This is a genomic window from Streptomyces sp. JK94, assembly GCF_053613315.1.
The window spans coordinates 146027-168255 of the sequence record NZ_JBSICH010000011.1; the positions used below are offsets into that span (position 1 = coordinate 146027).

The 22229-nt window shown below is 72.3% G+C and carries 18 protein-coding genes; 9 read left to right on the forward strand and 9 right to left on the reverse strand.

Annotated features, from left to right (window positions below):
* Positions 1-24: 24 nt before the first annotated feature.
* Both ACVV2G_RS11190 and glxA read left to right on the forward strand, forming a co-directional pair.
* Positions 25-2040, forward strand: a complete 2016-nt coding sequence (locus ACVV2G_RS11190; protein ID WP_453842491.1) for a glycosyltransferase family 2 protein — start codon at positions 25-27, stop codon at positions 2038-2040.
* Positions 2037-3974, forward strand: coding sequence for a radical copper oxidase GlxA (gene glxA / locus ACVV2G_RS11195; RefSeq protein WP_453842492.1), 1938 nt, complete (start codon positions 2037-2039; stop codon positions 3972-3974). The genes ACVV2G_RS11190 and glxA overlap by 4 nt, the downstream gene beginning before the upstream one ends.
* Positions 3975-3996: 22 nt before the next feature.
* On the opposite strand, the gene ACVV2G_RS11200 is transcribed toward glxA, so the two are convergent.
* The 5 genes from ACVV2G_RS11200 to ACVV2G_RS11220 form a co-directional block, all read right to left on the reverse strand.
* Positions 3997-5022 (reverse strand): glycoside hydrolase family 6 protein, encoded by a 1026-nt coding sequence (locus tag ACVV2G_RS11200; protein WP_453842493.1) that lies wholly within the window; start codon positions 5020-5022, stop codon positions 3997-3999.
* A gap of 217 nt (positions 5023-5239) precedes the next feature.
* The gene (locus ACVV2G_RS11205; protein ID WP_453842494.1) at positions 5240-5908 is read right to left on the reverse strand and encodes a class F sortase; all 669 of its coding nucleotides are present in this window, start codon (positions 5906-5908) and stop codon (positions 5240-5242) included.
* A 2-nt stretch (positions 5909-5910) separates the two neighbouring features.
* On the reverse strand, positions 5911-6462 hold the full coding sequence (locus tag ACVV2G_RS11210; protein WP_453842495.1) for a hypothetical protein: 552 nt from the start codon (positions 6460-6462) through the stop codon (positions 5911-5913).
* A 111-nt stretch (positions 6463-6573) separates the two neighbouring features.
* Positions 6574-7353: an HAD-IIA family hydrolase gene (locus ACVV2G_RS11215; protein WP_453842496.1), complete on the reverse strand. Its 780-nt coding sequence runs from the start codon at positions 7351-7353 to the stop codon at positions 6574-6576.
* Positions 7354-7665: 312 nt separating this feature from the next.
* Positions 7666-8652 carry a hypothetical protein gene (locus tag ACVV2G_RS11220; protein ID WP_453842497.1) on the reverse strand — a complete coding sequence of 329 codons (987 nt, stop codon included), beginning with the start codon at positions 8650-8652 and terminating at the stop codon, positions 7666-7668.
* A 550-nt stretch (positions 8653-9202) separates the two neighbouring features.
* Between ACVV2G_RS11220 and ACVV2G_RS11225 the strand changes: the two genes are divergently transcribed.
* Positions 9203-10720 carry a PQQ-dependent sugar dehydrogenase gene (locus tag ACVV2G_RS11225; RefSeq protein WP_453842498.1) on the forward strand — a complete coding sequence of 506 codons (1518 nt, stop codon included), beginning with the start codon at positions 9203-9205 and terminating at the stop codon, positions 10718-10720.
* 157 nt (positions 10721-10877) lie between these two features.
* Here ACVV2G_RS11225 and ACVV2G_RS11230 read toward each other — a convergent pair whose 3' ends face one another.
* Complete coding sequence (locus ACVV2G_RS11230) at positions 10878-12023, reverse strand: ROK family transcriptional regulator (RefSeq protein WP_453842623.1); 1146 nt, start codon at positions 12021-12023, stop codon at positions 10878-10880.
* 130 nt (positions 12024-12153) lie between these two features.
* On the opposite strand from ACVV2G_RS11230, the gene ACVV2G_RS11235 reads away from it, so the two are divergent.
* From ACVV2G_RS11235 to ACVV2G_RS11245, 3 genes are all read left to right on the forward strand, one after another.
* On the forward strand, positions 12154-13236 hold the full coding sequence (locus ACVV2G_RS11235) for a Gfo/Idh/MocA family oxidoreductase (RefSeq protein ID WP_453842499.1): 1083 nt from the start codon (positions 12154-12156) through the stop codon (positions 13234-13236).
* Positions 13233-13709 carry a heme-degrading domain-containing protein gene (locus tag ACVV2G_RS11240; RefSeq protein ID WP_453842500.1) on the forward strand — a complete coding sequence of 159 codons (477 nt, stop codon included), beginning with the start codon at positions 13233-13235 and terminating at the stop codon, positions 13707-13709. Before ACVV2G_RS11235 ends, ACVV2G_RS11240 begins: the two co-directional genes overlap by 4 nt.
* Before the next feature lie 153 nt (positions 13710-13862).
* Positions 13863-14735, forward strand: coding sequence for an LLM class F420-dependent oxidoreductase (locus tag ACVV2G_RS11245; RefSeq protein ID WP_453842501.1), 873 nt, complete (start codon positions 13863-13865; stop codon positions 14733-14735).
* A gap of 100 nt (positions 14736-14835) precedes the next feature.
* On the opposite strand, the gene ACVV2G_RS11250 is transcribed toward ACVV2G_RS11245, so the two are convergent.
* The 3 genes from ACVV2G_RS11250 to ACVV2G_RS11260 all read right to left on the reverse strand — a co-directional run bounded on the left by ACVV2G_RS11250 (position 14836) and on the right by ACVV2G_RS11260 (position 16979).
* Positions 14836-15693, reverse strand: coding sequence for a fumarylacetoacetate hydrolase family protein (locus ACVV2G_RS11250; RefSeq protein WP_453842502.1), 858 nt, complete (start codon positions 15691-15693; stop codon positions 14836-14838).
* Positions 15694-15858: 165 nt separating this feature from the next.
* Positions 15859-16572, reverse strand: coding sequence for a YidC/Oxa1 family membrane protein insertase (locus ACVV2G_RS11255; protein ID WP_453842503.1), 714 nt, complete (start codon positions 16570-16572; stop codon positions 15859-15861).
* A gap of 95 nt (positions 16573-16667) precedes the next feature.
* Positions 16668-16979, reverse strand: coding sequence for a DUF6412 domain-containing protein (locus tag ACVV2G_RS11260; protein ID WP_453842504.1), 312 nt, complete (start codon positions 16977-16979; stop codon positions 16668-16670).
* A gap of 164 nt (positions 16980-17143) precedes the next feature.
* On the opposite strand from ACVV2G_RS11260, the gene ACVV2G_RS11265 reads away from it, so the two are divergent.
* The 3 genes from ACVV2G_RS11265 (at position 17144) to ACVV2G_RS11275 (ending at position 22114) form a co-directional block, all read left to right on the forward strand.
* Complete coding sequence (locus tag ACVV2G_RS11265) at positions 17144-18196, forward strand: SEC-C domain-containing protein (RefSeq protein ID WP_453842505.1); 1053 nt, start codon at positions 17144-17146, stop codon at positions 18194-18196.
* An 88-nt stretch (positions 18197-18284) separates the two neighbouring features.
* Positions 18285-18740: an SRPBCC family protein gene (locus tag ACVV2G_RS11270; protein ID WP_453842506.1), complete on the forward strand. Its 456-nt coding sequence runs from the start codon at positions 18285-18287 to the stop codon at positions 18738-18740.
* Between the two features lie 230 nt (positions 18741-18970).
* The gene (locus tag ACVV2G_RS11275) at positions 18971-22114 is read left to right on the forward strand and encodes a DEAD/DEAH box helicase (protein WP_453842507.1); all 3144 of its coding nucleotides are present in this window, start codon (positions 18971-18973) and stop codon (positions 22112-22114) included.
* The last annotated feature ends 115 nt before the right edge of the window (positions 22115-22229 follow it).

Genomic DNA, 22229 nt, shown 5'->3' on the forward strand with positions numbered 1-22229 from the left:
GACCCGCGTGTGGGGGGATGACTCATGACGTCGACGCCGACGGGCGCCGGGCAGGACCACGACCCGTCCCGGACCACCCAGCTCAGGGTGGCCTCGCACCGGACCTGGAACACCGGCTCGTTCCGCCGGATCAAGAAGGCCCTGCCGAAGTACGACTACGAGCACTACAGCCGGCTCGCGGGCCCCCTCACCCAGCCCGACCCGCACAAGCCGTACACGGTCCAGTACCGCTCGCTGATCTCGCAGGAGCCGCACCGCATCCGGGTCGCGCTGATGCTGGCCGCGGCCCCGCTGCTGTCGGTGGTGCTGCTGGTGTGGCTGCTGCAGCCCACGCACTGGACCGACCGCGACCACCCGGCCTTCGACTGGCTGCCCGCGCTCGACCTCGTGATGCTGGTGTCGATCGGCCTGATCGAGCTGTTCCGCTGCCTGAACGTGCTGTCGAACGCGCACGCCACCCTGGTCGCCCGCGACCCGGTCCCGGTGGTGCCCGAGACCGGCACCCGGGTCGCCTTCCTCACCTCCTTCGTGCCCGGCAAGGAGCCGCTGGAGATGGTGACGAAGACCCTGGAGGCGGCCGTGCGGATCCGCCACCGCGGTCTGATGCACGTCTGGCTCCTCGACGAGGGCGACGACCCCGCGGTCAAGGCGGTCTGCGAGCGCCTCGGCGTGCACCACTTCTCCCGCAAGGGCGTCGCGAAGTGGAACATGCCCAAGGGCCCGCACCGCGCCAAGACCAAGCACGGCAACTACAACGCCTGGCTCGAGGCGCACGGCGACGCCTACGACTTCTTCGCCTCGGTCGACACCGACCACGTGCCGCTGCCCAACTACCTGGAGCGGATGCTCGGCTTCTTCCGCGACCCGGACGTCGGCTTCGTCATCGGCCCGCAGGTCTACGGCAACTACGACAACCCGATCACCAAGGCCGCCGAGTCGCAGCAGTTCCTCTTCCACGCGCTGATCCAGCGCGCGGGCAACCGGTACGGCTCCCCCATGTTCGTGGGCACCTCGAACGCGGTGCGCATCAGGGCGCTCCAGCAGATCGGCGGCCTGTACGACTCGATCACCGAGGACATGGCGACCGGCTTCGAGATCCACCGCCACCGGAACCCGGCCACCGGCCGCAAGTGGCGCTCGGTCTACACCCCGGACGTACTCGCGGTCGGCGAGGGCCCGAACGCCTGGACGGACTTCTTCACCCAGCAGATGCGCTGGTCCCGAGGAACGTACGAGACGATCCTCAAGCAGTACTGGAAGGGCTGGTACTCGCTGCCGCCGAGCAAGCTCTTCAACTACACGATGATGATCATCTTCTATCCGATGTCGGCCCTGAACTGGATTCTGGCCGCGCTGAGCTGCGCCCTGTTCCTGGGCGCCGGCGCCTCGGGCGTCAACATCGACCCGACGGTCTGGCTGATGCTGTACGGCAACGCCTCGGCCCTGCAGATCGGTCTCTACGTCTGGAACCGGCGCCACAACGTCTCCCCGCACGAGCCCGAGGGCTCCGGCGGTGTGGCCGGCATGGTGATGTCCGCGCTGTCGGCGCCGCTGTACGCGAAGGCGCTCATCGACTCGATGCTGCGTCGCAAGAGCAAGTTCGTGGTGACGCCGAAGGGCGACTCGGCCAGCCCGGACACGCTGTTCGGGACCTTCCGGTACCACTGGTACTTCATCGTCGTCTTCGGCGCCTCGATCACCGCCGGCTTCGTCCTCGGCAACTCGCACCCCGCGATGGTCGTCTGGGCGACGTTCGCCCTGCTCATCACCGCCTCGCCGATGTTCGCCTGGCGCCACGAGCTGCGGAAGGCGAAGAAGCGGCCGCCGGCCGTGGCGGCGGAGCCCGCACCGGTCCCCCCGCAGCAGGCGGCCCCCACCGACCCGGCGCCCGCGCAGGCGTACGCGCCGCACACCCCGCACGCGCAGCACACCCCGCACGCGCAGCACGCGCAGCAGCCCAGCTGGGCCGCCCCCGCCGACGGGGGCAATGACCAGACCATGCAGATCGCCCTTGGTGGACTTGGGGGACGTAAGGAATGAAAGACCGTGCCGGCCGCCGCCGTGCCCGTCGCTTCGCGATAGGTACGGTGGTGGTAGTCGCGCTGGCCGGGATGAACGGGCCGTGGCTCTACCGCTTCGGGACCGAGAAATACCACCAGTACAAGATCGATCAGCCGGAGTACAAGGCCGCCAACGGCAAGTGGGAGATCGTCGAGTTCCCCGAGGAGTACCGGCAGAACACCATCCACGCGGCGCTGCTGCGCACCGGCAAGGTGCTGCTCGTCGCGGGGTCGGGCAACGACCAGGACAACTTCGACGCGAAGCGGTTCGACACCCGGATCTGGGACCCGGTCAAGGGGACCGTCAAGAAGGTGCCGACGCCGACCGACCTGTTCTGCACCGGCCACACCCAGCTCGCCAACGGCAACCTGCTGATCGCGGGCGGCACCAAGCGGTACGAGAAGCTCAAGGGCGACGTCACCAAGGCCGGCGGCCTGATGATCGTCCACAACGAGAACCCGGACAAGCCGATCACGCTGCCGGCGGGCACCCGGTTCACCGGCAAGGAGAACGGCAGGACGTTCGTCTCCAAGGACCCGGTGCTGGTGCCCCGCGCCGAGAAGGTCTTCGACGAGGAGACCGGCGCGTTCGTGCGCAACGACCCGGGGCTCGGCCGCATCTACGTCGAGGCGCAGAAGAGCGGCGCGAAGTACGAGACGGGCACGGAGGACAACTACCGCGTCCACGGCCTGTCGGGCACGGACGCCCGCAACACCTACGGCATCGCGCAGAAGCTCGCCCTGGACAAGAAGGACTTCCAGGGCATCCGGGACGCCTTCGAGTTCGACCCGGTCGCCGAGAAGTACATCAAGGTCGACCCGATGCACGAGGCGCGCTGGTACCCGACGCTCACCACCCTGAGCGACGGCAGGATCCTCAGCGTCTCCGGCCTCGACGACATCGGCCAGCTGGTCCCGGGCAAGAACGAGATCTACGACCCCGAGACCAGGAAGTGGACCTACACCGACAAGGTCCGCCAGTTCCCGACGTACCCGGCGCTGTTCCTGATGCAGAACGGCAAGGTCTTCTACTCGGGTGCGAACGCCGGGTACGGCCCGGACGACGTGGGCCGCGACCCGGGAGTCTGGGACGTGGAGACCAACCAGTTCACCAAGGTCCCCGGACTGAGCGACGCCGACATGCTGGAGACCGCCAACTCGGTGCTGCTGCCGCCGGCGCAGGACGAGAAGTACATGGTGATCGGCGGCGGCGGCGTCGGCGAGTCCAGGCTGTCCAGCGAGAAGACCCGGATCGTCGACCTGAAGGCGGACGACCCGAAGTTCGTGGACGGGCCGTCGATGGAGAAGGGCACGCGCTACCCGCAGGCCTCGATCCTGCCCGACGACAGCGTGCTGGTCTCGGGAGGCTCGCAGGACTACCGGGGGCGCGGCGACTCCAACATCCTCCAGGCCCGCCTCTACCGCCCGGAGACCAACGAGTTCGAGCAGGTCGCCGACCCGCTGGTGGGCCGCAACTACCACTCGGGCTCGATCCTGCTGCCCGACGGACGCCTGATGTTCTTCGGGTCGGACTCGCTCTACGCCGACAAGGCGAACACCAAGCCGGGCACGTTCGAGCAGCGCATCGAGATCTACACGCCGCCGTATCTGTACCGGGACTCGCGGCCGGACCTGGCGGGCGGCCCGCAGACCATCGAGCGCGGTGAGTCGGGCACGTTCACCTCACGGGACGCCTCGACGGTCGAGAAGGTACGGCTGATCCGGCCGAGCGCCTCGACGCACGTCACCGACGTGGATCAGCGGTCGATCGCGCTGGACTTCACGGCGGAGGGGGAGAAGCTCACGGTGACCGTGCCGGAGAACAAGAACCTCGTCCAGTCCGGGTGGTACATGATGTTCGTGACGGACGGGGAGGGGACGCCCTCCAAGGCCCAGTGGGTGCGGGTGCCGTAGCGCTCCCGCACCCCCGGCTCTCCTATCCCCGGGCCAGTTCCAGGGCGTACTCCGGCCACCACTCGCCGGCCTTGGGTCCGCCCTTGCACTCGCCGTCCGACTCGCCGGGGCGCTTGACCCACAGGTAGGCGTCGACGAGGGGGTCGGCCGTCTTCGTCGTCGGGGTCTCGCCGAGGGCGCGGCCCGGCGGGTTGCACCAGCGTGTGTCCGGGGCGCCCTCGGTGGAGGGGCCGTTGCCGTTGCGGCTGGTGTCGATGACGAAGTGCTTGCCGCCCACCTTGGCGGCGAGCTGCTTGCCGTAGGCGATGGAGTCCTCGGTGGTGTAGAAGTTCGACACGTTGACCGAGAAGCCGTCGGCGCCGTCGATGCCCGCCCACTTCAGCGGCTCGAAGATCTGGTCGGGGTGGCCCCAGCCGGCGTTGCCCGCGTCGAGGTAGACCTTGGTGTTCTTCAGCGCGCCGAGCTTGGCGACGGCGCCCTTGAGGAGGTCGTAGCGCTCCTCGTGGAACTCCTCCGGGGTGCAGCCGTCGACCAGGTGGAGCACGGCGTCCGGTTCCAGGACGACGGTCGCGGAGCGGTCGCCGATGCCCTCGGCCACGCCGTCGATGAAGGCGCGGTAGGCGTCGCCGTCGGCGGCGCCGCCGCCGGAGTACTGGCCGCAGTCGCGGTGCGGGATGTTGTAGAGGACGAGCAGCGCGGTGCGGCCGGCCTCGTCGGCGGCCTCGGTGAAGCCGCGGGCCTGCTCCTGCGGGTTCTCCGGGCTGATCCACTCGCCGGTCGGCTGCTGGGCGATCTTGCGGATCTGCTCGGCCTGGTCCTCCTTGCCGGACTTCTCCAGGGCCACCAGCTGCCGGGCGGCGTTGCCGTCCGGGTTGACCCAGAACGGGCCGGCCTCCTCGGGCCGCTGCGTGATGCCCGCGCCCGCCTTCCCGTCCTCGTTCTCGCCGTCCCCGGACGAGGAGCAGCCCGCGAGCAGCAGCGCCGCCCCCAGCACCGCCGCGGACGTTCGCCTCGTGGACCACGTCGTGGCCCCCCTGCTGCCGTGCATCCGCCCCCCCTGGGTGCATGTTCCAAGGCCCAATCCTGACATACGCCTCCGGCACCCACGCGGTTCCCGGGTACCGGCCCGGAGGCCCTCCGGGCCGGTGGTCCTGAGGGGTTGGCGGGCCTGAGGGGTCGGTGATCCTGAGGGGTCGGTGATCCTGAGGGGTCGGCGGTCCGGCCGGTGACCCTGAGGAGGCGGTGGTCCCGAGGGGGCCGGTGGTCTAGGGGCCGGTGCCCGTGAGGTAGGCCGAGACGACCACGTTGGCCGTGTAGCCGTTGGTGGCGCGGTCGAAGGTGCCGCCGCAGGTGATCAGGCGGAGTTCGGCGCGGCCGGTGGCGCGCGGTCCGTAGGCCTGCTGGGCGTCGAAGCCGTCGCGGGCGAGGACCTGGACGTCGTCGACGGTGAACTCGGCGGCCTCGCCGTCGTCGCGGACCACCCGGAGCGTCTCGCCGGGCTCCAGCGTGCTGATCTCGTAGAAGACGGCGGGACGGGTCTCGGTGTCGACGTGGCCGACCAGCAGCGCGGTCCCGGCCGCGCCCGGCGTCGCGCCGTCCGCGTACCAGCCGACGGAGCCGGGCTGGTCGAAGGGCGGTGGCTCGATGGCTCCCTCGGCGTCGAGGCCGCGGGCGACGACCGGGGCCTCGACACCGAGTCCGGGGATGTCGAGGCGCTGCGGCAGGGCGTCGCCGAGGGGGGCGTGGGCGGGCGGCAGCGGTATGTCGGGCGGCCGGCCGGCCGCCGCCATGTCGCCGGTGGCCGGCCGGGACACGACCTCGCGCACGTCGGTGGCCTCGCGGCCCCACAGCCACAGGCCGAGGAGCAGCACCACCCAGGCGGTGCCGGTCACCAGGCGGCCCGAGCCGGTGGTGTGCCGGTCCTGTTCGGCCATGGTCAGTCCGCCCCGCGGCTCCGGCTGCGGACACTGCGCAGCGCTACGGCGACGGCGGCGATGCCGGCGAGGACCAGGCCGGTCACGGTGTGCGCCGTGCCGGGGGGCTCGGGCCGGGCCTCGTCGCGGGCGTCCGCGGCCAGCCGCGCGGTGCCGCCGCCGCCCGCGTCGACGGGGGCGACGGGGGAGGCGGGGGCGGCCGGGCGCCGCTTCCCACCGATGGTGACGGTGCCCTCGCGTGCGGTGCCACCGCACGTGACGCGCACGGCGTACGCGCCGGCCTCCATGGTGGAGCGGACCGTGCTGGACCCGACGAGGACGCCCTCCGAGCCGGACAGGGAGAGCTTCACGTCCGAGACGAACGCCGCCGAGACGGCGACGGCCGTCTTCTCGGTGCAGTCGGACACGCGCAGCCGTACGTCGCTGCCCGGCGCGGGGGCGGACGGTGACACCGAGACGCCTCCCCCGTCCGCCGCGTGGGCGGCCGGCGCGATCGGTGCGAGCGCCGCGGTCAACGCGGCACCCGCACAGAGAGTGACTTTCAGTGAGCCCATCGTGTACCTCCAGTTGTCTGGAGGCTCCCCCGCGGGACCGGCCCCCGCATCCTGCGCGGGGGCCGGCTGCTCCGAACGGGCTACGCCGGGAAGGCGCGGGTTTACCGGGGTTCAGACCCGTTCCACGAGGTCGGCGATCGAGTCGACCACCTGGGACGGGCGGTACGGGAAGCCGTCGACCTGCTCGGGCCGGGTCAGGCCGGTGAGGACGAGGAAGGTCTGCATCCCGGCCTCTATGCCGGCCAGCACGTCGGTGTCCATGCGGTCGCCGATCATGGCACTGGTCTCGGAGTGGGCGCCGATCGCGTTCAGCCCGGTGCGCATCATCAGCGGGTTGGGCTTGCCGGCGAAGTACGGCTGCCTGCCGGTCGCCTTGGTGATGAGGGCGGCCACCGCGCCGGTCGCCGGGAGCGGGCCCTCGGTGGAGGGGCCGGTCTCGTCGGGGTTGGTGCAGATGAAGCGGGCGCCCGCGTTGATCAGCCGTACCGCCTTCGTCATGGCCTCGAAGGAGTAGGTACGGGTCTCCCCGAGGACCACGTAGTCGGGGTCGTGGTCGGTGAGGATGTAGCCGATGTCGTGCAGGGCGGTGGTCAGGCCGGCCTCGCCGATGACGTAGGCCGAGCCGCCGGGCCGCTGGTCGTCCAGGAACTTGGCGGTGGCCAGCGCCGAGGTCCAGATGGCCTCGACCGGCACCTCCAGGCCCATGCGGCGCAGCCGGGCGTGCAGGTCGCGCGGGGTGTAGATCGAGTTGTTGGTGAGCACCAGGAAGGGCCTGCCGGACTCGCGGAGCCTCTTGATGAAGGCGTCGGCGCCGGGGATCGGCACGCCCTCGTGGATGAGGACGCCGTCCATGTCGGTGAGCCACGACTCGATGGGCTTGCGGTCTGCCATGTGCAACGAACTCCCTGGCGTGCGGTGGGGCAAGGGCGGGGGCGCCGGAACCGCGGCGTACCGACGCCCCACAGCCTAGCCAGGACACGCCGGACGGATCCCGCCGGTGGACCGGCGGACGGATCCCGTCGGTGGACCGGCGGACGGATCCCGCCGGTGGACCGGCGGACAGCGGCTCCTCCGGTGCCGGGTCCGCCACCACGGTGCCGCGCCCCTCCCGGCACGGCTTTCCCTCCAGCAGCACGGCAGCTCGACCGCCACGACCGCCACGATGAGTGGCCGACGGGCGTCAACGCGGCGTGGTGCTTCGGTTCAGCGGCGCCCGCGGGTGAGCAGTACGGCCGCGCCGCCGGCGACGACGAGCAGGGTGGCGGCCGCCAGGGCGGCGCCCGTCCGGCCCGGCCCGGTGCCGGCCAGCTCGTCCGGGAACGGGGTGCCGGTGCTCGCTCCGTCCGGGGTGCCGGTGCCCTGGTCGTCCGGGGTGCCGGTGCCAGTGCCAGTGCCGGAGTCCCGGTCCGGGTGGGCGCCGGTTGTCGTATCGTCCGGGGCGTCTGTACTCGTGTCGTCCGGGGCGCCGGTGTCCCGGTCGTCCGGGGTGGCGGCACCGGAGGGGGCGGCGGGGTCGGCGCTCCGCCCGGTGGCCGGCCCGTCGGCGGGTTCGTCCGACCGGATGCGGAAGCGGTAGTCGTTCGACTGGCCGATCCACTCCCCGTCGCCGCCCCTGCGCTGGACCACGGCGGCGTTGGCGGTCACGTCGTTGGACACGGCGTCCGAGGTGAGGGCGAGCCGCACCTTGACGGTCACGGTCCTGCCGGGACCGACGGTGAAGCCGGGGAAGCCGGCGTCGTCCTCACCCGCGCCTGCCCCTCCGCCCCCGTCCCCGTCCGTGCCCTCCCCCTCGGCCCCGCCTTCACCGAACACGCCGATCAGTTCGTCCCGGTCGGTCGACTCGAACACGACGGGACGCGGCCGGGTGCCGTCGTAGAACTCCATGCGGGGCTGCGCCGGCTTCAGGGACCGCTCCTCGTCGACGAGGACGACGACCGGGTGGATGCCCTCGCAGGTCCGGGAGGTGGTGTTGGTGAGGTCCAGGTACCAGGTGCCGAAGCCGCCGCCGGCCTCGAAGCCGGTGGGGCCGCCGTGGATGCGGGTGGTGAGGGGGAAGGTGTGGTCGTCCGGGGCCGTACAGGCGGGCAACGGCGCCCGGGGGTCCGCGTACGCCGGGACGGCCGACGCGGAGGCGGCGAAGAGGGCGGCTGCCGCCACCAGGCAGGGGGACGAGGGCGTGAACAGTCGCATGAACACATGAGCGTGCCGGTGGACCGCGGTTTCGGGCACCGCCATTCGGGCCATGACGCCCGGACGGCGGACGGACACCCCTCGGCCGGCGGACGGACACCCCCTCGGTGCCGGCGGACGGCGGCCCGAGGGCTGGTATGGCCCCACGCCCCCGGGGCCGCCATCACCCCACGCCCCCGGGTCGGCATCACCCCACGGCGCCCGGCCCGGCACCTCCCCACGCCCCTCGGACTGGCGTCACCACGCCCCTCGGCCCGGCATCGCCCCACGCCCCACGCCCACGGGTCGGCACTCCCCACGCCCCCCGGCCCGGCATCACCCGCGGCCCACGGCCCTCCTCGCACCGAGGACGCCGAGCGGCCCGAAAGTGGCGCAATCACGCGTTGCCGCTCCGCCTCGTGGGCCGCAGCCTGAGGGGCGGGAGCGCTCCCACCCCACCGACGTCCTCCGGCCCTCCCCCACCCCACCCACCCCACCCCGCCCCACCCCTCCCCGTACGGCGGGGAGAGAAGGACTAGAGCCCATGGATTGTCATATACATGCCCGCCGCATGAGGCACCGCCCGACCCTCCTCCTGAGCACCCTCGCCCTGCTCGTATCAGCCCTCCTGCTGACCACCCTCACCCCCTCGCCCGCCGCGGCGGCGCGGAACGCGGCGCCCGTCCCGCTGCCGTCGCTCAGCGCGACCACCACCCAGGTCGCCTCCGGACTGAGACGGCCCACCGCCCTCGCCGCCCCCGACGACGGCACGGAGCGGCTGTTCATCACCGAGAAGTCCGGCAGGGTCCGCGTCTACCACCCGGACACCGGCCTGGCCCCGGCCCCGCTGATCGACATCACCTCGGCCGTGGACGAGTCGGGCAACGAGCGCGGCCTGCTCGGCCTCGCCCTCCCGCCCGACTTCGCCGAGAGCCGGGACCTGTACCTGGCGTACACGGCGCTGCCCGACGGCGCGGTCACGCTCGCCCGCTACCGGCTCGACGAGTCCCGCCTGGAGGTCCTGCTGTCCCAGGAGCACGCCAAGTACAGCAACCACAACGGCGGCCAGCTCGCCTTCGGCCCCGACGGCAACCTGTACTGGAGCATCGGCGACGGCGGCGGCTCCGGGGACCCGTTCCGGTCCGGACAGCGGCTGGACACCCTGCTGGGCAAGATCATGCGCATCGACGTCAGCCGTGCCTGCGCGCCGCTCGCCTACTGCGTCCCCGACGACAACCCCTTCACCGGCACCCCCGGCGCCCGGGAGGAGATCTGGCTGTACGGGCTGCGCAACCCCTGGCGGTTCTCCTTCGACGGCGAGGACGGCTCGCTGTGGATCGGCGATGTCGGCCAGGGCCGCTGGGAGGAGGTCGACCACATCCCCGCCGGACGGGGCGGGCTGAACCTCGGCTGGTCCTGCTTCGAGGGCCTGGAGAAGTTCCAGGGCGGCGACTGCGCGCCCGGCGAGGAGTACACCGAGCCGGTCTTCACCTACTCCCCCTACACCGGCGGCTGCTCGGTCATCGGCGGCCACGTCTACCGGGGCCGGGAGTACGACGGCCTGGTCGGCGGCACGTACATCGCCACCGACTACTGCTCGTCCACCGTCTGGGCACTGCGCCCCGACGGCCGGGGCGGCTACGAGCAGGCCGAGATCGGGGAGATGCCCACCCAGGTGACGTCGATCGGCACGACCGTCGACGGGGAGTTCTACGTGGTCAACGACCTGCCCGGCGGCCTGCACCGGGTGTCGTTCACGCGCGAGGAGCCCACGTGCCGGGTGGACCGCACGGTGACGCGCTGGGGCACCGGCACCACGGTCGACCTCACCGTCACCAACACCGGCGACGTCCCGGTGAACGGCTGGACGCTCGCGTTCCCGCTGGCCCTCGGACAGACCGTCGTGTCCGACTGGAACACGGAGCTGACCCAGGGGAGCAACACGATCGCGGCGGCCAACGCCCCGTACAACGCCACGATCGCGCCGGGCGCGAGCATCACCCTCGGCTATCTCGCCGAGCACACCGGCGACGCCTCACCGCCGCCCCGGTTCACCCTGAACGGGGACGCGTGCGCCGTCGGTTCGTGAGCGCCGCCGCCGGTACGCCGTGAGCAGTGGTCCGAGGGGCTGGCCCCGCCCTCGGACCACGCCCGGGGCCATGACCCGGACCCGGCCCCCTCACACATCCCCCGGACCCGGCCCCCTCACCTCCTCACACATCCCCGGACCCGGCCCCCTCGCCCCCTCACGCATCCCCCCGCCCGAACAGCGGCGCGAGCAGGAGCTGCGCCGCCCCCTCCGCGACCCCGCGTGTCCCCCCGGGTGCCAGCCGCACCGGTACGGCGCCCCCGTGTCCGCCCTCCCGTCGGGCACGGGCGTCCAGCACGGCGCCGACCCCGTGGACGAACGCCTCCGGCGCGGCGGCGACGGTACGGCCGCCGAGCAGGACCAGGTCGATGTCCAGCAGCCCGGCGAGGTTCGCGGCGCCCGCGCCCAGCACCCTCGCCGCCTCCGGGAGGTCGCCGCGCGCGACGGCGGCGAGGCACAGTGCCTCCACGCAGCCGCGCCCGCCGCAGGTGCAGGGCGGCCCGTCCAGCTGGACGACCTGGTGGCCGAACTCCCCGGCCCCGGTCCGGGCGCCCCGGTGCACCCCGCCGCCGAGCACGAGCCCGGCGCCGAGCCCCGTACCGAGGTGCAGATAGGCGAAGGAGCCGCCTTCCCCGGCCCCCGCACCGGTTCCCTCCGCGCCGACCGCGAGGCCGAGGGCCGCCGCGTTGGTGTCCTTGTCGACGACGACCGGCACGCCGAGCCGCCGCGCCAGCGCGTCCCGCAGCGGGAAGCCGTCCCACTCCGGGAAGCCGGTGACCCGGTGCAGCACGCCCCGGACGTGGTCGAGCGGCCCCGGGAGGGCGACGCCGAGACCGAGGAGGGTGGGGGCGCCGGCGAGGGTCCCCGCGGGCGGCCGCAGGGTGTCCGCGGCCAGCTCGCGGGCCGCCCCCGCCACGCCCTCCAGCACGGCCTCCGCCCCCGCGCCCAGGTCCAGCGGAGTGCGCCGCTCCCCCATCACGGTGCCGTCGAGATCGACCAGCACCGCCCGCAGCTCGTCCCGGTCGAGGTGGACGCCGAGCGCGTGGCCCGCCTCCGGCACCAGGCGCAGTACCGTCCGCGGTTTGCCGCCCGTGGACGCGCGGCGCCCGGCCTCGGCGGCCAGACCGTCCTCCCGGAGCCGCCCGGTGATCTTGCTGACCGCCTGCGGGGTGAGCCCGGTCCGCTCGGCCAGTTCGAGCCGGCTGATGCCCTCGGTGCCGGCGGTGCGCAGCAGGTCGAGCACCAGGGCCGCGTTGTGGCTGCGCAGGGCGAGCAGATTGGCGCCGCCCACCGCCCCCCGCATACCCCCGCCGGCGCCACCGGCGCCACCGGCGACACCCGCGCCCGGCCTCGCACCTCCGCCGTTCGTCCTGTTCACCTGCCCATTGTCTCCGCCGCTTGCACTTTGGCAACACCGTTGCGAAAGTAGGAGTATGACTGGTACCCCTCCCGGCACTCCCCCGCTGCGCGTCGGCCTCGTCGGCTACGGGCTCGCGGGCTCCGTCTTCCACGCCCCCCTGATCGCCGCCACCGAGGGCCTGGCCCTGGACACGGTGGTCACCTCCCGGCCCGACCGGCAGGAGCAGGCCCGCGCCGAGTTCCCGGACGTGCGGACCGTCGCCACGCCCGACGAGCTGTTCGGCCGGGCGGGCGAGCTGGATCTGATCGTCGTCGCGTCCCCGAACAAGACGCACGTACCGCTCGCGAGGACGGCCCTCCGGGCCGGTCTGCCGGTCGTGGTGGACAAGCCGGTCGCGGGCACGGCGGCCGAGGCGCGGGAGCTGGCGGCGCTGGCCGAGGAGCGCGGCCTGCTGCTCTCCGTCTTCCAGAACCGCCGCTGGGACAATGACTTCCTCACCCTGCGGCAGCTCCTGGCCGAGGACGCGCTGGGCGACGTATGGCGCTTCGAGTCCCGCTTCGAGCGGTGGCGGCCGAAGCCGAAGGGCGGCTGGCGCGAGTCCGGCGACCCGGCAGAGATCGGAGGTCTCCTGTACGACCTCGGCAGCCACGTCGTCGACCAGGCTCTCGTCCTCTTCGGCCCGGTCGCACAGGTGTACGCGGAGTCGGTCGTCCGGCGCGCGGGCGCGGAGGCGGACGACGACACGTTCATCGCCCTCACGCACGCGAACGGCGTCCGCTCCCACCTCCACGTCTCCTCCACCGCCGCCCAGCTCGGCCCCCGCTTCCGCGTCCTGGGCTCGAAGGCCGGTTACGTGAAGCACGGCCTGGATCCGCAGGAGGCGGCGCTGCGCGAGGGCAAGCGTCCCGGCCCCGGCTGGGGCGAGGAGGACGAGTCGCTGTGGGGTCGCGTGGGCGCCGGGGAGTCCCCGGTGACCGGCGGCGGAAGCGTGGCGAAGACCGTTCCGGGCGACTACCCCGCCTACTACGCGGCGGTGGCGAAGGCCCTGCTGGAGGGCGGCCCGAACCCGGTCGGAGCCCGGGAGGCGGCTGCCGCCCTGGACGTGCTGGAGGCGGCCCGCCGCTCCGCCCGCGACGCCGCGGTGGTGACCCTGTGACCCCCGAGGCATCCGTCCCGACCGTCGAGGAGCTTCAGGAGCAGGAACGCCGCCTGGTCTTCCGCCGGTTCACGAACGACGACGCGTGGGCGCTCGGCTCCCTCCTGGTCGGGCTGGCCCGGGAGCGCGAGGCGCCGGTCGCCATCGACATCCACCGCGCCGGCCAGCAGCTCTTCCACGCGGCCCTGCCCGGCTCGGCCCCCGACCACGACGCCTGGATCGCCCGCAAACGCCGGGTGGTGGAGCGGTACGGCTCCGCGTCGTACCTGGTCGGCTCCCGTTTCCGGGCCAAGGGCACGACGTTCGAGGCGTCCTCGCGGCTCGACCCGGACACGTACGCGGCGCACGGCGGCTCCTTCCCGATCACCGTGGCCGGCGTCGGTGTGGTCGGCGCGGTGACGGTCTCCGGGCTGCCGCAGGTCGAGGACCACCGCCTCGTGGTGGAGGCGCTGGAACGGTTCCTGGGCGAGTAGCCCGGCCCGTCGGCCGGGACCGGCAGGCCCCGGCAGGCCCCGGCAAGCCCCAGGCCCTCCGGACGGCCTACGCGCGGAATCACCGGCGGGTGCCCGTGGTTGGCGCACGGGTACGCACGACGATCACGGCACCCACCGGAGGGTTCGCAACCGATGAACGACGCTACGGCTTCCCTGAAGGAATCGGTCGGACGGTACGGCGTCTGGAGCACGCAGCTGCGCTCCGAGGATCCGGCGGGCGGCGGCGAACGCGCCGAGGCCGCCGCCGAGTTGGAGCAGCTCGGGTTCGGCGCCCTGTGGCTCGGCGGCAACAGCGCCGCCCGGCACGCCGTCCCGCTGGTCGAGGCGACCTCGCGGATCGTCGTCGGCACCAGCATCCAGAACATCTGGGAGCACGGGGCTCCGGCGGCTGCGGCGGGCTTCGCGGAGCTGGAGGTCTCCCACCCCGGCCGTTTCGTGCTCGGCCTCGGTGTCGGCCACGGGCCCCGGGTGGAGGGCTACAACCGCCCGTACTCGACGATGGTCGGCTACCTCGACGACCTGGACCGGGCGGGCATGCGGTCGGGTCACCGGGTGCTGGCGGCGCTCGGCCCGAAGATGCTGGAGCTGTCCCGGGACCGGGCGGCGGGCGCGATCCCGTACCTGGTCACCCCCGAGCACACCGCGCGGGCCCGGGAACGGCTCGGTGCGGAACCGCTGCTGGCCCCGGAGTTCAAGGTGGTGCTCGCCTCCGATCCGGCCGCCGCCCGCGCGACGGCCCGCGCCTACCTCGCCCGGTACCTGGAACTCCCGAACTACACGAGGAACCTCCTCGGCCTCGGCTTCACCGAGGCCGACGTCGCCGACGGCGGCAGCGACCGGCTGATCGACGCCGTCTTCGCCTGGGGCGAGGAGGGCACGGTCCGCGCCCGCATCGACGCCTTCCTCGACGCGGGCGCCGACCACGTGGCCCTCCAGGTGGTGGAGGACGACATGACGCCACTGCCCCGCGACGGCTGGCGCCGCCTCGCCTCACTGCTGACGTGAGGGGCACGCGCCCTTGAAGGGGCGCGGGGAACTGCGCGACCGGCCACGGCCCGCCCGCGGCCCACCGGCACACCGCAGTCCCCGCGCCCCGGCGGAGCGCCTACGCGTCCTTCAGTTCCTGCCGCTGCCGGCCGAGGCCCTCGATCTCCAGCTCGACGACGTCCCCCGCCCGCAGGTAGGGCTTCGGCTCGGGCCGTCCCATCGCCACCCCCGCCGGGGTGCCCGTGTTGATGACGTCACCGGGCCGGAGCACCATGAACCGGCTGACGTACCGCACGACCTCCCCCACCGGGAAGATCTGCTGCGCGGTGGTCCCGTCCTGCTTCAGTTCCCCGTTCACCCACAGCCGCAGCGACAGCCGCTGCGGGTCGAGCACCTCGTCGGCGGTCACCAGCCACGGCCCCAGCGGGTTGAACGTCTCGCAGTTCTTGCCCTTGTCCCAGGTCCCGCCGCGCTCGATCTGGAACTCCCGCTCGGACACGTCGTGCGCCACCGCGTACCCGGCGACGCACGCGAGGCCCGCCTCCGCCGACTCCAGGTAGCGGGCCGTACGCCCGATCACGACCGCCAGCTCCACCTCCCAGTCGGTCTTGGCGGAGCCGCGCGGTACGAGCACGGTGTCGTCCGGGCCGACCACGGTGTCCGGCGCCTTGAGGAAGACGACGGGTTCGGCGGGCGGTTCGGCCCCGGTCTCCCGGGCGTGGTCGTGGTAGTTGAGCCCGATGCACACGATCTTGCCGATGTGCCCCACGGGCGGTCCGACGCGCAGCCCGGTGCCGTCCAGGACGGGCAGTCCACCGGCTTCGGCGGCGGCCCGTACCCGGCCGAGCGCGGTGTCGTCACCGAGCAGGGCTCCGTCGATGTCCGTCACCACGCCCGACAGGTCTCGCAGGGTCCCGTCGGCGTCGAGCAGCGCGGGTCGCTCCGACCCCGCCGTACCGACTCGCAACAGCTTCATGATCCCCAACTCCTCGGTCTCGGGCAGCCCGCCCGATGAGGTGCGACCTGGATGCGGCAGTGACGCGACAACCATCGGAGGACTGGTCGATCGTCCAAGGTCGGGATCCACTCCGCAATACCCCGTTCACGTACTGGACCGTAGCCGCGCCGTACGGCCGTGCCCTCACCGGTACAGGACGGCCCGCTCGACGGCGCTCCACGCCGCACTGGTGACGACGTACAGCGCGGCGGCCAGCGGCACCACGGCGACGGTGACGAGCGTGAAGAAGGACATGAACGGCATGACCTTGGTGACCGCGCCGAGCCCCGGCACCGGTTCCCCGTCGCCGACGGTCGGCATCGGGCGGTCGGCCATGGTCCGCCGGGTCAGCCGGTAGCCGAAGGCGGCGACCGCGGTGACGACCGCGAACAGCACGGCGTACACGAGTCCGGCCCCGCCGAACGGTCCGCCGGCGCCGAGCGCGTCGGCCCACCGTCCGCCCAGCGGGGCGGCGAGGAGCCGGTGCGAGAGCAGCGCGTTGGCCTCTCCGCCGATCGAGGGGCTGGAGAACAGGTGGTAGAGGAGGAAGAAGGCGGGCACCTGGCACAGGCTCGGCAGGCAGCCGGACAGCGGGGACACCTTCTCCTCCTCGTGCAGCGCGAGGACGGCCCGTTGCAGTTTCTCGGGGTTCCCGGCGTGCCGGCGGCGCAGTTCGGCGATCCGCGGCTGCAGCTCGGTGCGGGCCTTCTGGCCGCGCGCGGCGGCCCGGGACAGGGGATGGACGAGGAGCCGTACGAGCGCGGTGAACAGGACGATGGCGGCGGCTGCGGCGGAGGCGCCGAACAGCGGCTGGAGCAGGTCGGCGAGGTGGTCGACCAGACTGGCGAAAACGGACATGGGTGGGTGAGCCCTCCGGGGGTCTCGTCGTGCCGGGTGGGGAAGGCGGCATGACGACACGACCCGCGTGGGGGTGCCTCGGGGGAGGGGGTGCCCTACGCGGTGGTCGCCGGGAGGGCGTGTCCGGGTGCTCGGGGCCGGCGGCGGCCCCGGGCGTCGGGGTCGCGTTGGGGCAGGAAGGCCGTACGCAGGTCCCGGTCCCTGATGGCCGTACGGACCCGGGTGCGGGGCACCGGGGGCGCGCAGCGGGCGGCGATGACGGCGCAGACGGCGAGCGCGGAGCTCACCGCGGCGGTCGCGGCGAGCGCGACGGTGGCGGAGAGGCTGCCGACGTCGACGAGGGCGACGGGGAGGAGCACGAGCAGCAGCACGAGCAGGGGGCGCAGAACGGCCCGTCCTCGGATCATCGGCCGCTCCCCCTCTCCCGTCCTCTCCCGTACGCGCGTTCGCCCCAGTTATACAGCAGCGCCCCGGGGCGGGGTACGAGGCCTGGCGGCGGCCCGCCCGGCCCGGGGCCCTGGCCTGCGGACACCCCAGCACTTCGTCACCTCCCGGCAGTACGGTGTCACCCATGCGCCCCGACACGTCTGCCGAGAACGTCGACCACGCCGCCGAGGCGGCACGCCTGGAGCGGACCGCCGGCCTCTACCCCGAGGACACCGAGGCCCTGCTCCTGCGCGCCGCGGCCCACCTGGAACTGTCCGGCGACCGCCCCGCCGCCACCAAGCTCTACGACCGCCTGCTGGCCTCCGCGGCCGGGTCCTCGGGCTCGTCCGGTCTGGAGAACCCGTCCCTCGTCCGCGCCCTCAAGGCGTCGAACCTGTGGGAGTACGGCCACGAGGCGGAGGCCAGGGCGATCATCGACGGCGTCCGCACGGCGGCGCCGCGCGACCCCGCCCCCTGGGTGATCGTGGCCGAGGCCCTGGAGGCCCACGACGAGCTGGAGGCGGCGCACGAGACGTTCACGGAAGGCGCCCGCCTGCTCCTGGCGGACGTCGCGCAGCCCCCGTACCCGACGCACCCCCTCCTCTACGGCCGCCACCGTGTCCGCCGCATGCTGGGCCTGTCCCACGACGAGTGGGACGCCCTCGCCGACACCCTGCACTCCATGCCGGTCTCCCTGGACGAGCTGCACGACCCGAAGCGCGTGTGGTCGCTGGGCTCGGACGACCCCGCGGACCTGGAGGCGGAGATCTCCCGCCTGCGCGCCGAACTGGGCGCCTACCGCGAGGCCCTGTCCCGCCCCTTCCCGGTGGCGATGCTCCACTGGCCGGCGGACGAGCTGACGGAACTGCTGGAGGCCTACCCGTCCCTGTCCACCGAGTACCCGTCCTACGGCGACCACCTGGCGACCATAGAGTCCGCACTGCGCGAACTGGCGTCGTCCGGCACCCCCAACCTGGGCGTGGTGCGGGGCACCGTCCCGTCGTACGAGGCCTTCGCGGCGTCGGAGGGCGCCTCCCCGACCGACGCGACCCTCCTCCCCCAGTACGCGACGACCCTGGCGGCCCGGGGCCGGGCGGTGGCGTGGCCGCCGCAGCCGGGGGCGGCGTGCTGGTGCGGTTCGGAGCGGGCGTACGGGGAGTGCCACGGCCTCGGAGGGGCCACCGCGGCCGACCGATGAGTTCCGGCGCGGGCGGACGTCTACAGGTGCGACAGCGAGGCGCAGAACCCGAAGCGCCGAGCGCATCGCCCCGAGGAGACCGACCGCCATGAGCACCGAGCAGACCTCCGCCCCCGCCACCGGCCACTCCTACACCCTCACCCGCACCCTGGACGCCCCCGCGGCACGCGTCTGGCAGGCCTGGACCACCCCCGGCCAGTACGCCCAGTGGGCCCACGCCGCCCCCGGCTCCGTCGCCCTGGACGTACGCCCGGGCGGCGCCTGGAAGGCCACGATGCGCACCCCGGACGGCGCCGAGTTCCCCCTGACCGGCACCTATGTCGAGGTGGACGAGCCCAGCCACCTGGTGATCGGCATGGACGCCCCCGGCCGCCCCGACCCGACCCTGATGACCCTGCACCTCGCCGAGGAGGGCCCCCGCAACACCGTCATCACCCTCAGCCAGAGCTGCGCCACGGCGGAGGAGCGGGACATGGCGGAGCAGGGCAGCGGGATGCTGCTGGACGGCCTGACGGCGTTCCTGGCGAACGAATCGAAGGCCTGACCCTGCCGGAGCACGCCGACCGCCCGGCCCCACCGGGACACCGCCACCCCAGAGCGTGAACACTTTCCGCGTGAGTGTTCACGCTCCGCTCGTTTGAGACGGGTACGGCCATCTCACGCACGCGGCACCACACGTAACCGTTCCCGAAGCCGACCGCACCGGGGTCGTCTCGGTTGTCAGCGGTTCCTGTTAGAACTGAGCCACGTCTACAGGGTGATGGAGGGGGCACGGTGGAAGACGCGAGGGGATCGGCGCAGCCGGTCGCGGGGGTCTACGAGCAGTTGGTCACGGACCGGGTGCACGGTGAGCTGAAGCAGCTCGAGGCCGCCGGGTGGAAGGCGGTCGACGCGGAGGTCAGTGCGGAATCCTCACCTCACGTGCTTGCCCGGCACATCGGCGACCTCGTGGCCCGTCGCCTCAACCGCCTACCGGCCGACCAACGGGTCCCCTTCGCGAACCGCATCCTCGAGACCCTGACCGCCGAGGCCGGCGAGCAGAACGACCCCGAGCCGGTCAGCACCATCGTCGCGGGGCCCCGTCAGTTGCTGGCCCTCGCGGAGCAGGAGGCGCCGGGGGCCTACGCGATCCGTCCGCTGACCCCGCTGTCCGAGACGTCCCTGCTGACCAACTCGGCGGAGGACCTCAGTCTGGGCTCGGAGCTGAGAGCCGAGTTGGCCACCGCGGACCGCATCGACCTGCTCTGCGCGTTCGTGAAGTGGTACGGCATCCGCGTACTGGAGGACTCCCTGCGGGCCGCGAAGGAACGTGGTGTGCCGATCCGGGTCATCACCACGACCTACATGGGCGCTACCGACCGCCACGCGCTCGACCGGCTCGTGCGGGACTTCGGCGCAACCGTCAAGGTCAACTACGAGATCCGCTCGACGAGACTGCACGCCAAGGCCTGGCTCTTCCGTCGCAGGACAGGCTTCGACACGGCCTACGTCGGGAGCTCGAACCTGTCCCGTGCGGCACTGCTCGACGGACTGGAGTGGAACGTACGCCTGTCGTCGGTCGCCACACCCGCGGTGCTGGACAAGTTCGAGGCGACCTTCGACTCGTACTGGAACGACACGGCCTTCGAGACGTACGACCCCGATCTCCACCGTGAGCGCCTCGACGGTGCGCTGGCCCAGGCGGGTGGCACCACGGCGACCACCGATCTGAGGATCAATCTCTCCGGCCTTCAGGTACGTCCCTTCCCGCACCAGCGGGACATGCTGGAGCGGCTGAGCGTCGAGCGCGACCTCCGCGGACGGCACCGCAACCTGCTGGTCGCGGCCACGGGTACCGGGAAGACCGTGATGGCCGCCCTCGACTACCGCGGCATGTGCGGGAAGACGACCGGGAGTCGACCGAAGCTGCTGTTCGTGGCCCACCGGAAGGAGATCCTCAAGCAATCCCTGCGCACTTACAGGGAGGTCCTCGACGATGCCTCGTTCGGTGAGTTGCTGCATGGCGGCGCTGACCCGCGCGAGTGGAACCACGTCTTCGCCAGCGTCCAGTCACTCAACGTCCAGCGGCTGGAGCGATTGGCTCCGGACCATTTCGACGTCATCGTCATCGACGAGTTCCACCACGCCACGGCGTCCACGTACCGGAGGGTGATCGACCACTTCGCTCCGACGGAGCTCCTGGGCCTGACCGCCACCCCGGAGCGGATGGACGGGCTCAATGTGCAGGACGCCTTCTTCGAGGGCCGCATCGCCGCCGAGATGAGGCTCTGGGAAGCCCTGGAGAACGACCTCCTGTGCCCCTTCCACTATTTCGGCGTCCCGGACGGCACCGATCTCACCCACCTCGGCTGGCAAAGGGGCTCGTACGCGGACGGGGAGCTGGGAAACCTCTTCACGGGCGACGACGCACGGGCCCGGATCGTCGTCAAGCAGATTCGGGACAAGGTCTCCGACCCCGGCACCATGCGCGCGCTCGGCTTCTGTGTCACCAAGGCGCACGCCCACTACATGGCGGACTTCTTCCGCAAGGCCAATATCCGGGCCATGGCACTCGACAGCGACTCGCCTGTCGACGTGCGCACCCAAGCGCTGTCCGACCTGCGGGACGGCAAGCTCCAGGTGCTCTTCTCGGTGGACCTGTTCAACGAAGGTCTCGACATCCCGGACGTCGACACCCTCCTCCTCCTGCGCCCCACCAACAGCGCCACCGTCTTCCTCCAGCAGCTCGGACGCGGATTGCGGCGCACCGAGACGAAACCGGTGCTCACCGTCCTCGACTTCATCGGTCAGCATCGGGCCGAATTCCGTTTCGAGGAGCAGTTCCGCGCCCTCACCAACCTCTCCCGGAACCGACTCGTCGAGCACATCGAGCGGGACTTCCCCCAGCTGCCGTCCGGCTGCCAGATCATCCTGGAGGGCAAGTCGAAGGACCTCGTCCTGGACAACATCCGGACCCGACTGGGCGCCACCGTGACGACGCTGGTGAAGGAGGTCAAGGAGTACGGCACGCCCCGTCTCGCCGACTACCTGCGGGAGAGCCGCCGAGAAGCCAAGGAGTTGTACAAGGGCGACAACTCCTGGACGGCCGTCCTCCGCCGGGCCGATCTGATCCGGGAGCCAGCGCCTCACGGCGAAGCGGCACTCCTGAAGCGTGCCCACGCATTCCTTCACGTGGATGATCCGGAACGCGCGCAGGCGTATCTCCGGCTACTCGCGGACGACGCGCCGCCTTACGACGAGTTGGGGGCCGGCGACCAGGCGTACGCCCGCATGCTGTTCTTCAACCTCTGGGACGACGCCGGCGGGTTCACCGGCTACCGGGCAGGGTTGGAGTTCCTGCGCAGCCAGCGGGTAGTCCGCGACGAACTGCGGCAGGTGTTGTCGTACGTCATCGAGCAGGCCGATCACTACCCCATCCCGCTCACCGGATCTCTGGGCCGGACACCGCTCAAGGTCCACAGCGCCTACAACAGGTCGGAGATACTCGCCGCCCTCGGCGTCGCTCGCTTCGGTGGCCAGATGCCCCGGTCCTTCGCGCAAGGCGTGCAGTGGGTCGACGCCCTCCAGACGGACGTCCTCCTCATCACGCAGGAGAAGAACGAGAGGGACTTCTCCCCCACGGTCCGGTACAAGGACTACGCGCTGAGCCCGTCCCTCTACCACTGGGAGTCCCAGAACTCGACGGCGGCCGACTCCCGCACCGGTTTGCGCTACCGGAACCACGCGTCGCGCGGAAGTCACGTCCTGCTGTTCCTGCGGCGCTACAAGAACACCGACACGGGAAAGTCCGAGCCCTGGATGCTGCTCGGCCCGGCGACCTACGAAAGCCACACCGGCAGTAAGCCGATGGGGATCACCTGGCGCTTGAAGCACGAGCTCCCGGCCGATGTGTGGACGTACTCGGCCAAGGCAAGCTGACCCGCGGGAGCACCTGCTCACCGAGTCCTCGACGGACGGTCGAGGACTCGGTGAGCGCCTCGAGGCGTGCCTTCGTGAGGGCGATGCGCGCCTGATCGGCGGCTGATGTGAGGGG

Coding starts and splice junctions, on each gene's coding strand:
- ACVV2G_RS11190 (WP_453842491.1), top strand. CDS start 25: ATGACGTCGACGCCGACGGGCGCCGGGCAGGACCACGACCCGTCCCGG.
- glxA (WP_453842492.1), top strand. CDS start 2,037: ATGAAAGACCGTGCCGGCCGCCGCCGTGCCCGTCGCTTCGCGATAGGT.
- ACVV2G_RS11200 (WP_453842493.1), bottom strand. CDS start 5,022: ATGCACGGCAGCAGGGGGGCCACGACGTGGTCCACGAGGCGAACGTCC.
- ACVV2G_RS11205 (WP_453842494.1), bottom strand. CDS start 5,908: ATGGCCGAACAGGACCGGCACACCACCGGCTCGGGCCGCCTGGTGACC.
- ACVV2G_RS11210 (WP_453842495.1), bottom strand. CDS start 6,462: ATGGGCTCACTGAAAGTCACTCTCTGTGCGGGTGCCGCGTTGACCGCG.
- ACVV2G_RS11215 (WP_453842496.1), bottom strand. CDS start 7,353: ATGGCAGACCGCAAGCCCATCGAGTCGTGGCTCACCGACATGGACGGC.
- ACVV2G_RS11220 (WP_453842497.1), bottom strand. CDS start 8,652: ATGCGACTGTTCACGCCCTCGTCCCCCTGCCTGGTGGCGGCAGCCGCC.
- ACVV2G_RS11225 (WP_453842498.1), top strand. CDS start 9,203: ATGAGGCACCGCCCGACCCTCCTCCTGAGCACCCTCGCCCTGCTCGTA.
- ACVV2G_RS11230 (WP_453842623.1), bottom strand. CDS start 12,023: ATGCGGGGGGCGGTGGGCGGCGCCAATCTGCTCGCCCTGCGCAGCCAC.
- ACVV2G_RS11235 (WP_453842499.1), top strand. CDS start 12,154: ATGACTGGTACCCCTCCCGGCACTCCCCCGCTGCGCGTCGGCCTCGTC.
- ACVV2G_RS11245 (WP_453842501.1), top strand. CDS start 13,863: ATGAACGACGCTACGGCTTCCCTGAAGGAATCGGTCGGACGGTACGGC.
- ACVV2G_RS11250 (WP_453842502.1), bottom strand. CDS start 15,693: ATGAAGCTGTTGCGAGTCGGTACGGCGGGGTCGGAGCGACCCGCGCTG.
- ACVV2G_RS11255 (WP_453842503.1), bottom strand. CDS start 16,572: ATGTCCGTTTTCGCCAGTCTGGTCGACCACCTCGCCGACCTGCTCCAG.
- ACVV2G_RS11260 (WP_453842504.1), bottom strand. CDS start 16,979: ATGATCCGAGGACGGGCCGTTCTGCGCCCCCTGCTCGTGCTGCTGCTC.
- ACVV2G_RS11265 (WP_453842505.1), top strand. CDS start 17,144: ATGCGCCCCGACACGTCTGCCGAGAACGTCGACCACGCCGCCGAGGCG.
- ACVV2G_RS11270 (WP_453842506.1), top strand. CDS start 18,285: ATGAGCACCGAGCAGACCTCCGCCCCCGCCACCGGCCACTCCTACACC.